Origin of the sequence: Glycomyces sp. L485 (assembly GCF_022548875.1) — a bacterium.
In the GTDB taxonomy this organism is placed as follows: domain Bacteria; phylum Actinomycetota; class Actinomycetes; order Mycobacteriales; family Micromonosporaceae; genus Glycomyces.
In genome coordinates this window covers 269-12,644 of sequence record NZ_JAKZEW010000068.1, presented here as the reverse complement: position 1 = coordinate 12,644, position 12,376 = coordinate 269, and the positions used below count along the sequence as shown (strand labels likewise).

Sequence of the window (12,376 nt, the reverse complement as noted above, 5' to 3'; positions counted from 1 at the left end):
GGGAGAAACCCCTCATGTTCGGGCCCCGGACCGCCTGCAGCGCAACACAACACGAGGAAATCTCGCCCGACCTCACTCGGCCAGGCGGCCCGAGACCAGGCCCGCCCATCCACTCACGCCTTCGTCGCCGCCGCCCTTGGCGCAGATCGACCACCCACACGACCGACCCCGCCAGCGCCCCAAGGGCCATTTCCGGCCTCCCCAGGCACCCAACGTGCACCCGTGCAGACTTCGATCCCGCGCGCGACCGGCGAGGCCAAAGCCCAAGGTGAAGCCCCGGATTTCCGTCTCGGAGGAACCGGCCGGTCCCGGGTACGACCGGCTATACGCAGTCGGGGCCGGGACGCATCGCGTCCCGGCCCCGACTCACTGTGTCTCAGGAGTTCCGCATGAAGTCCGCTGCGCGCTCCATGTACTCCCACATGACCTGGTCGTACTCGGGAGACAGCGCGACCTCGTCCATGGCGTGCCGCATGCACCGCAGCCACGCGTCGCGCTCGCGCACGCCGATCGTGTAAGGCGCGTGCCGCATCCTCAGTCTCGGATGCCCCCGCTCCTCGGAATACGTCTTGGGGCCGCCCCAATACTGCTCCAGGAACATCTGGAGCCGCCGCGCGGCGGGCGCAAGGTCTTCGTCGGGATAGAGCGGGCGCAGGACCTCGTCGACCGCGACTTGCTCATAGAAGGCGTCGGTCAGCCGCTTGAACGTCTCGGCGCCGCCCACCGCCTCATAGAAGGACTGGGTGGGCGCGGGCTGGCCGGTCGGCGTGAGTGAAACGACGGCACGCGGGCTGCTGGAGGACGACATATACCCATCGTGCCAACCCCCGGACCTCTAGGGAACCCAACACGATGTGAGTCACACCGAGTGCGCTGCAAATCACCGGTGTCCGCTAATCCGGGGTCGGCCCCGCGCTGCCTCGCGGCACGTACACCCGGCCGCCGCCCATGGCGATGCCGGAGTCCTTCAGCTTCTCGCTGATGCGCCGGCGCAGCTCCCGTCCGGCCGACCACTGCTCATCGCTCGTGGTCCGCACGCCCACTCTCACCGTGATCTCGTCGATCGTCATCGTCGCCACGCCCAGGTACTCGGGCTCCATCAGCACGTGCTCGCGCCACTGGTCGTCGTCGGCGAACTCCCGGACCGCCTCCATGATCGTGTCCGAAGCCTCATCGACGTCGACCGTAGGCGGCATCGGGATGTCGAGCACGACGTAGGCCCAGCTCTGGCTGAAGTTGCCGACCCGCATGATCTGCCCGTTGCGCACATACCACAGCGTCCCGTCGAGCGACCGGAGCGTCGTGACGCGCAGGCCCATGTCCTCGACCACGCCCACCGCCTCGCCGGAGTCGATGACGTCGCCGACCCCGTACTGGTCCTCAAGCAGGATGAAGATGCCCGCCAGGTAGTCCTGCACGAGGTTCTGAGCGCCGAAGCCGATCGCGACGCCCACGATGCCCGCGCTTGCCAGGATCGGCGCCAGATCGAGGTTGAACGCGCTCAGGATCATCATGGCCGCCACGCTGATGATGACGATGCCGTTGATGTGCTGGAGCACGCTGGTGAGGGTGGCGGCTCGCTGTTTCGAGCGGTCGCCGACGATCTCCTCGCGCCGAGTCCTGCTCGAGCCGAGCAGATCGGTGAGCTCTGAGATCGACTGCGGCCGTTTGGCGCTGGTGACCTGCTTGATGATTCTGGCGATGAAGCGGTTGACGACCCAGCGCAGTACGAGGGCCACGAGGGCGATGATCAGGACCTCGAAGAACTTGTCGACGACCGCTCCGCCGTCGATGGCGAATCCTTCGCTCTCGGTCACGCGCCACAGCAGCGAGCAGGCGTTGAACCCCGCATTGCAGGGGGACTCTCCGGTTGCGGCAAGCAGTTCCACGTTCTTCCTTCTGCGCCTCGGGTCCCGGGCACCTGCCGGGTGTTCGACCAGACGATATTCGCGCGTGACCAAAGATCCCACAGAACCGGGGTGCAATTTCTTGAGATTTAGGTCAAACTTGACGGGACCGATGGCTTGGAGGTACGACACCGTGATAGGTCCTCGACATAGGAGCACGCTCGACGGCGATGACCCTTCCCCAAGTGCTCATACGAATCTGCTCACCCACAACGCCAGCATGCTGGGCTCTGCCCTCGTCCTCAATCAGAGCTATGAGCCGCTGTGCGTGGTGCCTGTGAAACGAGCAGCTGTGCTGCTGCTCACCCGCAAGGCCGAGACCGTCACTCCAGGTGACGGTTTTCTTCGCAGTGCGACGATGAACATTCCGGTCCCCGCCGTGGTCCGCCTCAACCGCTACGTGGCGATCCCCAGGCAGGTCGGCACCAGTCCGTCCAGGCGCGGCGTGTTCGTCCGCGACGAGTGGCGCTGCGTCTACTGCGGGTCTTCGGCCGAGACGATCGACCACGTCGTCCCCAGGTCGAAGGGCGGCACCCACACGTGGGACAACGTCGTCGCAGCCTGCGCCCCGTGCAATCACCGCAAGAGCGACCGGACCCTGGCCGAACTCGGCTGGAGGCTTCCCCGCGCCCCGAGGCCTCCTTCGGGCTGGCAGCTGCGCGGCTTCCGCGGCCAGCGCCGCCCCGATCCGGCCTGGGAGGCGTGGCTGCCCCGCCGCCACCACCATGAACGAGAGCGAGCGCGAATTCACTAACTCTTCGTACAGGACATCGGAAGGCCGCCGACGGTGCCGCAAGGCGCCGTCGGCGGCCTTGCCCCTCATATGTTCGAACCATCCCGGGTGCGACCGGTCGCACCTTGTCACCACCTGGGGCGATCCGAGGGGCCGAATGGGATTAGTCTGAGGGCTGAGGTCACCTGTACCTGAATTAGGGGAGCAACATGACGGTCTTCCAGGAGCTGCTGATACTTTTCGGCGCCCCGATCCTGGTTGTGGTCGCGGTGTACGCCGCGGTCTACCTGCGGCATCCGCGTCCGCAGTCCCGATACCGCCCCGGCGAGCCTTACAACTTCAAGCCGGTCTGGTTCGTCGCCCGCGAAGGCGGTGTCGGCCCTGACCTGCGCCCGACGACGGGGGCGATCGAGTCCGGCGTCCGTTCGGACGGCAGCGGCGAGCCCATCGCCAGTGGACCCAAGGGAGGCTCGCATGGCCAGTGGTAGCAGCGTGGCGCGCAGGGCCTTGACCGATCCGAGCCCGGAGGGCATCAAGCCGGCCGTCCTCGAAGGCCCGTTCGACGTCAAGCAGCTGCTGCATCTCGACGAGGCCCTCTCGGGGGCCGAGCGCGAAGGCGGCGGCCTGCACTACAGCGTGTACGTCGGCCCGCTGCACGACCCGGTGCGCGGTGCCGCCGAGGCCCTGCACGACCGGCTGAAGGACCCGGACCGCTCGGTCCTCATCGCGGTCTCGCCCGAGCAGCGGCAGCTGGAGATCGTGACCGGCAAGCTCGCCCAGGAGAAGATCCCGGACCGCTCGGCGGCCCTGGTCGTCTTCTCCATGGAGGCGGCATTCGGCGCCGGACAGCTGGCCGGCGGCATCATCACCGGTCTGCGGATGCTGGCCGAGACGGCCGCGAACGCCTAGGCGAACGAGACGCCGGCGGGGGAGTGCAGACTCTCCCGCCGGCGTCTCGTCGTATCAGTCCTGGTCGTCGGGAAGCTGGCGGCGCAGCACGTCTTCTGCGTCGGTCAGCTCGAGTTTGCCGACGAAATCGACCCACGAGAGCGAATCGGCGACGCTCTCCCTTATGGACATCACGGTCGTGCCGGGGATACGTACGGTCAGCGTCGCCGGGGTCCCCAGCTGCTTCTGCGCGAGGACCGCCTCGGTCGGGTGGCCGTTGAGGCCGCGTGCGAGCTCGAAGACCGCCGCCTCGTTCTCCTTGGCGACCGGCACCCAGTCCATGTCCCGCCGCAGCAGCAGCGCGGCGCCGAGCCTCCTGCCGTCCTCCTCGCCCTCGTACTGGAGGAGGATCCGGTTCGCGTCGCCCTTAGCGCTGACGAGGCGCCACGCGGAGTCGGTGACGTCGACCAGCTGGCCCTGGAACCGCTGGACGGCGGTGCGGACCTGCTTGGCCTGGCGACGCTCGGCCAGCGGCTTCGCGACCAGCCGGAACACGCCGATGAGCACCCCCAGGACGACGACGCCGACCGCCGTGGCGGCGGCCTCGTGCAGGCCGATGAGGATGCCCTCCATGATCGCGACCGGGACCAGGACGCCCGCGCTGAAGCCGAGGAGCGGTTTGAGCCAGAACGGGCCGCCCCCGCCGGGCAGACGCAGCGGCGCCATGAGTCCGACGGTCGCCGAGACGACCAGAGAGATCCCGATGAGCGCCGGGGCGGGCGCATCGGTGCCCTCCAGCCACGACACCGCCCACCACGAGAGGAACACCGCGCCGATCGCGACGGTGGGGATGAGCAGCACGACGGCGAACAGCAGCTGCTGCGGCTGCGGCCGCGCGCTGGAGGCCACGACGGGGCCGAGCAGCAGCAGGGGCAGGACGACCCCGAACAGCGCCACGAGGGTGGCGCTGATGATCGCGATCGGCAAAAGCGCAGACAAGACTGCTTTCTCCTTCTGGACTGTACGGAGCCGAGGGGCGGGATTGCCAGAGCTTACCAATGGCCCGAACGGCCGTCGGGGCTCCGGGATCGCTGTCCCAGAGCCCCGACGGCAGTCGTTCGCGCGGTCAGTCGGCGGCCTTGTCGCATTCGCGTCCGGCGAGCGCGCGGGCCACGTCAGCGCGGCCCTCGGCGACGCCGCGCTTGACCGGCGCGGGCCGCTCCTCGGCGAGCCACGCGTCGAGCAAATCGAGCGTCTCGGTCTCGATCAGGCACGACGGGAACGCCAGCTTCGAGAACTCCACCGCCTGCTGGGCGCCCAGCTTCTCCCACAGCTCCGGCACCGCCTCGAGGTAGCGGGACAGGTAGGGGCGGACCAGGTCTGCCTGGTCGAGAGGCGCGAATCCCATCATCGAGGATCGCCGGATGTAGTTCTCCGTGCTCGGATCGACGATCCGCTCCCAGGCGCGCTCCTTGGCGGCCTCGGTCGGCACCGCCGCGCGGGCGATGAACGACAGGCGCTTGCCGTCGGCGGTGTCGTCGCGCTCCAGCTCCGCGTCGATCACCGACTCGTCGGCGAAGCCGTTCGCGACCAGGCCGGTCAGCAGCGCCCACCGCAGGTCGGCGTCGACCGCCAGGCCCTCGGGCGCGTCCTCACCGTCGAGCCAGCCGCGGATCCGGCGCAGATCGGCCTCGGAGCGCGACGCAGAGGCGTACGCCTTGGCCCAGGAGCGCTGCATGTCGCTGCCGGCCTCGGCGGCGTCCATCGCGGTCTTCGCGGCCTGCGCCCATTGTTCGCGCAGATCGGCGCGGACGGCCGGGTCGGCGTAGGAGAGCGAGGCCCCGACCTGCCGTTGAGCGACCGTGACGATGTTGATGTCGGTCTCGGTCGTCAGGCTGGACGCGCCCTGTGCCACGTACCGGCGGGCGGGCAGCTCGGCATCGCGGAGCATGTCCCACGCGGCCGACCAGATCAGCGCGCGGGGCAGCGAGTCGTCCAGCGCCGAGGTGTGGGCGACGGTCGTGGCCAGGCTGCGCTCGTCGAGGCGGATCTTCGCGTACGTGAGGTCGTCGTCGTTGAGCAGCAGCAGATCCGGCCGGGCCACCCCGGCGAGCTCGGGGACCTCGGTGGAGGCGCCCCTGACGTCGATCTCGATGCGCTCGCGGCGCACCAGCCGCTCCCCGTCGAGGTCGTACAGGCCGACGGCGATCCGGTGCGTCCGGGTCGTCGGGTGGTCCGCCGGGACCTCCTGGCGGACCGCGACTCGCGCGTACGCGCCGTCGTCTCCGTCTGTGATCTCCGGGCGCAGCGTCGAGACGCCGGCGGTGCGCAGCCACGTGTCTGCGAAGTCCGCCAGCGGCTTGCCGCAGGCGGCCTCCAGCTCGGTGAGCAGGTCGGAGAAGACCGCGTTGCCGAACTTGTGCTTCTTGAAGTAGGCGCGCAGGCCCTCCAGGAACGGGTCGATGCCGACGTAGGCGACCAGCTGCTTGAGGATCGAGGCGCCCTTGGCGTAGGTGATGCCGTCGAAGTTGGCCTGGACGGCGTCGGTGTCGTCCATGTCCGTGTACACCGGGTGCGTCGTCGGCTGCTGGTCCTGGCCGTAGCCCCAGTTCTTGCGCGCCGACAGGAACGTCGTCCACGCGCCGCTGAAGCGCGTGGCCTCCACGTTCGCCCAGTGGCTCGCCCACTCCGCGAACGACTCGTTCAGCCACAGGTCGTCCCACCAGCGCATCGTGACCAGGTCGCCGAACCACATGTGCGCCATCTCGTGAAGGATGACGTTGGCGCGCTGTTCGAGCTCGAAGTCGGTGACCTGGCTGCGGAACAGGAACGAGGCCTCGGCGATGGTGATGCAGCCGAAGTTCTCCATGGCCCCGAAGTTGTACTCGGGAGCGAAGACCTGGTCGTACTTCGGCAGCGGGTAGCGAACCCCGAAGTGCTCGTGGAAGTGGTCGAAGCCCTGCCGGGTGATCTCGAAGACCCCGTCTGGATCCAGGTACTCCTTCATGGACTGGCGGCAGTAGACGCCCAGGTCGATGCCGTCGTGCGTCTCGTGGACCCCGAAATACGGGCCCGCGCAGATCGCGGTGATGTACGGGCTCATCCGCGGCGAGGTCTCGAACAGCGTGACCTTGATCCCGAGCGCGTCGACGGCGTTCTCGCTGACCGCCGGCATGTTCGAGATGACCTTCCAGTGCTTCGGGGTGCGGACCTGGAAAGTGAAGCTCGCCTTGAGGTCGGGCTGGTCGAAGCAGGCGTAGACCCGCTGCGCGTCCGCCACCTCGAACTGCGAGTACAGGTACGTCTCCTCGTCGACCGGGTCGGTCATCCGGTGCAGGCCCTGGCCGTCGGTGGAATAGGCGCAGACCGCGTTGACGACGAGCGTGTTCTCCTCGGCCAAGTTCTCGATCCTCAGACCGGCCTTCGGGTCGAAGGTGGAGACGTCGACCGGCTCGCCGTTGAGGTAGGCGTCCTCGACGCGTTCGGCGGCGATCTCGATGAACGTCTCCGCGCCCGGTTCCGAGCAGGAGAACGCCACCGAGGTACGGGAGGAGAAGGTGTCGCCTTCGGTGTGGCCGGTCAAGTCGAGCTCCACAGTGTAGGAGTCGACGGTCAGCAGCTCGGCTCGTCGCCGGGCCTCGTCTCGCGTGAGAATGTGCGTCGCCGCCACAATGCCTCCAGTCTCATCAGGGTCGGATCTGAAAGAAGTGTGTCATATCGCGGGAGTTCGCTCGGCGGCTGCGGACCCGGTCAGTAGCTCGATTACGCTGGCCTCGTGAGTGCAGCACACCCGATCCAGCAGGCATGGCTTTCCACTGGTCAGACCGGTGCGAAGAACTACGACGAGTTCCCAGACGAAACCGAGATCACGCGAATCATCGAGGCCAACCCGGCGAGTGTCCTGGGCGTCGAGATGCCCGCCCACACGCCCGAGGCCGTGGCGTCGGGGTTGGCGTTCGAGCAGGCCCTCCCGTACGCGGCCGAACGGCTCGCCGCCCTGAAGGAGGCCGGCCGCTTCGCCTCCTTCGGTGACGTCGCGGTCGCCTACCGCATCTCGGGCGGCGCCGAACCCGTCGCCTACGGCGTGTTCTGCATGGTCGACACCTCCGAGATCTCCTCCTCGGCCGACGAGCCGGGCAAGGTCATCCGCAACGAGGACGTCTTCATCGAGAAGGTCAAGCAGCGCAACGAGCTCAACCAGAAACTGCGCCACCTCCTCAGCCCGGTCCTGCTGCTCCAGTCGAGCCGCGGCGACGAGCTCCACGCCGCGATCGCCGAAGCGATCGCGAAGGCCGGCGACCCGGTCGCCTCCGACGTCGACGAGGCCGGACGAACCCACGAGATCTGGGCGATCGGCGGCGAGGACGGCGTCGCGCTGGCCGCGCTGGCCGGGGACGGCGACCTCATCGTGGCCGACGGCAACCACCGTTCGCTCGCGGCGCAGGTCGGCGAGCTCGACCGCTTCCTCGCGGTCGTCACCACTCCGCAGTCGGTGACGATCCGCCCGTACCACCGCTTGGTGGCGGGCCTGCCCGGCTCGGCCGCGCAGCTGGTGCAGCAGATCGGCCAGATCGGTGCGACCGTCACCGAGGTCGACGGTCAGCCCGAGACCCCCGCTGAAGGCGGCACCGTCGTGCTCTACGGCTCCGGACGCACCTGGGAGATCTCCTTCGGCGACACCGAGGGCACCGTGATCGACCGCCTCGACCACACCCGCGTCGAGCAGGAGGTCTTCAACGGGCTCCTCGGCTGGGACGCGGGGGACAAGCGCATCACCTACGTCGGCGGCGACTACCCGGCCTCATGGCTCGCCGAGCAGGTCGACGCCGGGAAGGCCGACCTGGCGATCCTCATCGCACCGGTCACGGTCGACGACTTCATCGACGTGAACCTCCAGCGGCTCAAGATGCCCCGCAAGTCGACCTGGTTCGTGCCCAAGGCCCGCGCCGGGCTCACCATCTCCGAGCTCCCGAAACGATAAGGTAGACATCCGTGCGCATCTATCTCGGTTCCGACCACGCCGGTCTCGAACTCAAGGACCACCTGGTGAAGCACCTGGGCGGCCGTGGCTTCGACGTCGTCGACGTCGGCCCGTTCGAGTACGACGCCGAGGACGACTACCCGCCTTACTGCCTCAACGCCGCCGCCAAGGTCGTCGCAGACCCCGGCAGCCTCGGAGTGGTGGTCGGCGGCTCGGGCAACGGCGAGCAGATCGCGGCCAACAAAGTCGACGGCTGCCGCGCCGCCCTCGCCTGGAGCGCCGAGACGGCCAAGCTCGGCCGCCAGCACAACGACGCGAACGTCGTCGCCATCGGCGGCCGGATGCACAGCCTGGAGGAGGCCGCGAGCTTCGTCGACGCGTTCGTCGACGAGGACTTCTCCGGCGCCGAGCGCCACCAGCGCCGCATCGACCAGCTCGCCGAATACGAGCGGACCCGGGAGCTCCCCGAACTGCCTTAGGCGGCAACGATCCTCGATCCAAGGCCCGGACCTCGGTCCGGGCCTTCGCCGTCGGCGAACAAGAACCGAATTCTCCAGGGTGAATCTGGAGTAATTGGACACGTGTTGGTAGCGTCAACACATGTCCAAGGGATTTCGCGTACTCCTTCACATCTTCCAGGTGCTCAGCCTCCTTGCGGCCCTGCTGTTCATGACCTTCACATTCCTGATGACCTACGTCGACTTCGGCGGTACCGCCTACGAGGTGCAATTCGTCGGAACCTGGGCCATCGGCTTCGGCATCCTCAGCGTCGCGTTCTCGCCGGCGCTGTGGTCGCTCCACCGCGGCGGGGGCGCGCCGAGCGCCGCGCCCCAGGCGATGGGCAGCTACGACCGCGCCCCCGTGCAGCCCCCGGCTGCGCCCCAGTTGCAGCAGCCAGGCGGCGTCGGCTTCGAGCCGATGGGCAACGACCGCGCCCCCGCCCCGCCCTCCAGCTCCTACGGCCAGCACTCGGGCCCGAACTTCGGCGCCCAGCCCTCTGGCGGCATGCCGCCGAACTCGCCGCCGCAGGGCGATTCGCCCTGGGGCAGCCGATAGGGACGACCCAGGCCGAAAGGAGCACGATCGCGCCGCGAGACGGTTCCGGAACGGTAACCGTCGGCGGCGCGCAGCACCCTGCCGCGAAACCGCCCATGCATCCCCAACCCCTCCGTGGCAAGGCAACTCGCCGTACAGTCGCCGTTTGAGACGATTCAAACAGCGGTACCCGTCTGGTCCGCGCGGAGTTGGCCTCTGGCGTTACGCTAGGGCGACACCATCCATTCGTGAAGGAACCGCGCCCCATGACGAACGCCACCGTCGACCTCGTCTGCGGCCCGGCCGATCCTCTCCCGGGATCAGAGCAGAGCTACCGGCTGACCGGCATACTCGGCTCAGGCGGCCAGGCCGACGTCTACCAGGCTGTCCGCGTGTCCGCGGGAATCTCCTCCACACCCCTGACCGTCAAGATCTTCCGCCTCAACCCCGCTGAAGCGCGCGAACATCAGTACCGGTCCTGGGACAAAGGCGACGCGGTCCTGATGGACCTCCACAGCCGCAACGTCGGCGCCATCTGCCGCCGCATCGACGCCTTCTACGGACGGCTGCCCCACCACCCGAGCCAGCCCGCCACCGGTGAGCCCGTCCCGTTCCAAGTCCTCGAATACCTCCCCGGACACGACCTGCGCCAGCTGCTGACCCAGCGCATCGGCCGCGTCGACGCCGCCCGCACCCTCCAGGCCGTCGTCAACGTCATGCTCGCCATGCACCACCCGCCGACCGGCGCCCACCCCGTCCTCCACATGGACCTCAAACCCGCCAACGTCATCATCGGCCCCGACGGCTCGGCGAAGATCATCGACTTCACCGGCGCCCGCTACTACACGCCGAGCCACCTGACGACCATCGCCTACACGCGCGAGACCGCCGGCCCCGAAGCCCACGAAGGCAGGGTCGGACCCGCCTACGACGTTCACGGCTTCGGCTCGATCGCGTTCTTCATGGTCACCGGCGCCAGCGCACGCACCGACTCGCCCGGCCACACCAACACGGTGCCCTGGGCGCGACTGCGCCGCCACCCCATCCTCGAATCCAACCCGCGACTGCGCGAACTGCTCACCGCGCCGCTGGACGACAACCCCGAGAACCGCCCCCGCACCGACGAACTGTCGCGCTGGATCACCGAGCTGACCACCGTCGTCGGCCAGTCCAACGTGCCCGACCTCGGCGTCGACTGGGGCAGCTCCAACGGCCACGTCAGCGGCACCGCCGCCACCAGGGTCCTCGGCGGCCCGGTCGCCGCCCCGGCGGCGGTCCCGATCCACGCGCCCTCGGCCGCCGACGCCGGCGGAACCCGAGTCATGGACCAGGGCCAGATCATGGCTCACGAGCCTCGCCCGGAAGGCATGTCAGCCGCAGAGGCCCCCGCGCCCTCCGCAGACAAGCCGATCGCCGGACGCGTCCGCGTCCCCGACCAGGGCAGCAGCGGCTACGCGCCCGGACGGGCCGAAGACAACGGCTCCCTGGCGCGCCCTCGCCCGGCGAACGACCCGCCCGCGGACGCCGCCGACGAGCGCCGCGAACACGACGAACCGCAGCACCCCCTGCTCGGCCCGCCCGGGAGTCTCTCCAAGGGCTTCGAACTGAGCATGATCGGCGGCCTGTTCTCGCTCATCATGTGGCTGCTGTGGACGATCGAGGTCGGCATGGAAGCACTGCGCGGCCAAGTCGTCCAGTACCTCCTGGTCGTCGCGGTCGCCGTCGGCCTGTTCTTCCTCGTCCGCGTCATGGGAGGCATGTTCTGGGGCCGCATGCTCGGCGCCAAACGCCGCACCGCCAGACTCACGCACCTGCTGACCGGCGCCTTCCTGTTCATGGTCGGCTTGAACTACCTCGGCCAACTGAACTGGAACTGGCTCCCCAGCTTCGATTTCAACCCCGTCGACTGGTTCACCGGCCTGTTCGGGTGAGGCGCGCCCCGCTCAGCGCGCTGGCCAGCGCCGCGGCGGGAGAGCCTTCTGGCAGGGTGGAGCCCATGAGCACGGATACCTCGCTTGCCCACGACATCTACCGCCGCTCCCACCTGACCGGTGAGTTCACGCTCCGGTCCGGGGTGGTGGCCCACGAGTACTTCGACAAGTACCTGTTCGAGTCCGACCCGGTGATGCTGCGACGCATCGCGGAGGCAATGGCACCGCACATCCCCGCGCATGGGGTGGACGCGCTGGCCGGACTCGAGACCGGAGGCATTCCCCTGGCCGTCATGCTGTCGCAGGTGACCGGCATTCCGGCCCTGTTCGTCCGCAAGGAGGCCAAGACCTACGGGACCTGCCGACTCGCAGAGGGCGGCGAGGTCGAGGGACGGCACCTGTTCATCGTGGAGGACGTAGTGACCTCCGGCGGTGCGGTGCTGGACGCGGTTGCCGAGCTGCGTCAGCGAGGCGCGACGGTCAAGCAGGCCGTGTGCGTCATCGACCGTGAGGCCGGCGGCCCGAAGAACCTGGCCGACAACGGCATCGGGCTCAAGTCCCTGTTCACGATGACCGAGCTCAAGGCTGCTGGAGAGAAGTAGCCTGAAGGTTGAAGGCAGGGGAGGGAGCGGCGCTTCCTCCCCTTCTTGCTGTGCAGAGGGGCGGTGCCGGTGGTGCCTGGGGAGCCCGGAAATGGTCCTTGGGGCGCTGGCGGAGTCGATCGTGTGGGTGGTTGTTGTGCGCCAAGGGTGGCAGCGACGAAGAGGTGGGCGGCTTTTCGGGGTGCGTTGCGGGGGTCCGGGCGCGCGCCGGGCAGGGTGGCCTTGGTGGGTGAGTGTTGCTCGTGTTGTGTTGTGCGGCAGGCGGTCCGGGCTCGAACATGAGGGGTTTCTCCCCCTAT

12 protein-coding genes are annotated in these 12,376 nt (G+C 68.6%); 8 read left to right on the top strand and 4 right to left on the bottom strand.

All coding sequences use genetic code 11. The features are described from left to right. Positions 1 to 376 precede the first annotated feature (376 nt). Together L0U85_RS19610 and L0U85_RS19605 are read right to left on the bottom strand one after the other, a co-directional pair. Positions 377 to 808, bottom strand: coding sequence for a globin (locus L0U85_RS19610; protein ID WP_241379461.1), 432 nt, complete (start codon positions 806 to 808; stop codon positions 377 to 379). A gap of 85 nt (positions 809 to 893) precedes the next feature. Beyond that, positions 894 to 1,889, bottom strand: coding sequence for a mechanosensitive ion channel family protein (locus L0U85_RS19605; RefSeq protein WP_241379460.1), 996 nt, complete (start codon positions 1,887 to 1,889; stop codon positions 894 to 896). A 238-nt stretch (positions 1,890 to 2,127) separates the two neighbouring features. Here L0U85_RS19605 and L0U85_RS19600 point away from each other — a divergent pair, with 238 nt between their 5' ends. From L0U85_RS19600 to L0U85_RS19590, 3 genes are all read left to right on the top strand, one after another. Then, positions 2,128 to 2,661: an HNH endonuclease gene (locus tag L0U85_RS19600; RefSeq protein ID WP_241379459.1), complete on the top strand. Its 534-nt coding sequence runs from the start codon at positions 2,128 to 2,130 to the stop codon at positions 2,659 to 2,661. Positions 2,662 to 2,849: 188 nt separating this feature from the next. Further along, positions 2,850 to 3,128: a hypothetical protein gene (locus L0U85_RS19595; protein WP_241379458.1), complete on the top strand. Its 279-nt coding sequence runs from the start codon at positions 2,850 to 2,852 to the stop codon at positions 3,126 to 3,128. Continuing rightward, on the top strand, positions 3,115 to 3,549 hold the full coding sequence (locus L0U85_RS19590; protein WP_241379457.1) for a DUF5130 family protein: 435 nt from the start codon (positions 3,115 to 3,117) through the stop codon (positions 3,547 to 3,549). The genes L0U85_RS19595 and L0U85_RS19590 overlap by 14 nt, the downstream gene beginning before the upstream one ends. A gap of 54 nt (positions 3,550 to 3,603) precedes the next feature. Here L0U85_RS19590 and L0U85_RS19585 read toward each other — a convergent pair whose 3' ends face one another. Beyond that, a complete protein-coding gene (locus L0U85_RS19585; protein ID WP_241379456.1) occupies positions 3,604 to 4,527 on the bottom strand; it encodes a hypothetical protein in 924 nt (307 codons plus the stop codon). 127 nt (positions 4,528 to 4,654) lie between these two features. Continuing rightward, on the bottom strand, positions 4,655 to 7,198 hold the full coding sequence (pepN, locus tag L0U85_RS19580; protein WP_241379455.1) for an aminopeptidase N: 2,544 nt from the start codon (positions 7,196 to 7,198) through the stop codon (positions 4,655 to 4,657). Between the two features lie 105 nt (positions 7,199 to 7,303). On the opposite strand from pepN, the gene L0U85_RS19575 reads away from it, so the two are divergent. From L0U85_RS19575 to pyrE, 5 genes are all read left to right on the top strand, one after another. Then, positions 7,304 to 8,509 (top strand): DUF1015 family protein, encoded by a 1,206-nt coding sequence (locus L0U85_RS19575; RefSeq protein WP_241379454.1) that lies wholly within the window; start codon positions 7,304 to 7,306, stop codon positions 8,507 to 8,509. 11 nt (positions 8,510 to 8,520) lie between these two features. Then, positions 8,521 to 8,988, top strand: a complete 468-nt coding sequence (locus L0U85_RS19570; RefSeq protein ID WP_241379453.1) for a ribose-5-phosphate isomerase — start codon at positions 8,521 to 8,523, stop codon at positions 8,986 to 8,988. Positions 8,989 to 9,109: 121 nt separating this feature from the next. Further along, complete coding sequence (locus L0U85_RS19565; RefSeq protein ID WP_241379452.1) at positions 9,110 to 9,565, top strand: hypothetical protein; 456 nt, start codon at positions 9,110 to 9,112, stop codon at positions 9,563 to 9,565. Between the two features lie 245 nt (positions 9,566 to 9,810). After that, a complete protein-coding gene (locus L0U85_RS19560; protein ID WP_241379451.1) occupies positions 9,811 to 11,475 on the top strand; it encodes a protein kinase in 1,665 nt (554 codons plus the stop codon). Positions 11,476 to 11,540: 65 nt separating this feature from the next. After that, entirely contained in the window at positions 11,541 to 12,077 is a 537-nt protein-coding gene (gene pyrE, locus L0U85_RS19555) for an orotate phosphoribosyltransferase (protein WP_241379450.1), read from the top strand. The last annotated feature ends 299 nt before the right edge of the window (positions 12,078 to 12,376 follow it).

What these genes read in the sequence shown, in the direction of transcription:
- L0U85_RS19610 (WP_241379461.1), bottom strand. Translation starts at nt 808, where the DNA reads ATGTCGTCCTCCAGCAGCCCGCGTGCCGTCGTTTCACTCACGCCGACC.
- L0U85_RS19600 (WP_241379459.1), top strand. Translation starts at nt 2,128, where the DNA reads ATGCTGGGCTCTGCCCTCGTCCTCAATCAGAGCTATGAGCCGCTGTGC.
- L0U85_RS19595 (WP_241379458.1), top strand. Translation starts at nt 2,850, where the DNA reads ATGACGGTCTTCCAGGAGCTGCTGATACTTTTCGGCGCCCCGATCCTG.
- L0U85_RS19590 (WP_241379457.1), top strand. Translation starts at nt 3,115, where the DNA reads ATGGCCAGTGGTAGCAGCGTGGCGCGCAGGGCCTTGACCGATCCGAGC.
- L0U85_RS19565 (WP_241379452.1), top strand. Translation starts at nt 9,110, where the DNA reads ATGTCCAAGGGATTTCGCGTACTCCTTCACATCTTCCAGGTGCTCAGC.
- L0U85_RS19560 (WP_241379451.1), top strand. Translation starts at nt 9,811, where the DNA reads ATGACGAACGCCACCGTCGACCTCGTCTGCGGCCCGGCCGATCCTCTC.
- pyrE (WP_241379450.1), top strand. Translation starts at nt 11,541, where the DNA reads ATGAGCACGGATACCTCGCTTGCCCACGACATCTACCGCCGCTCCCAC.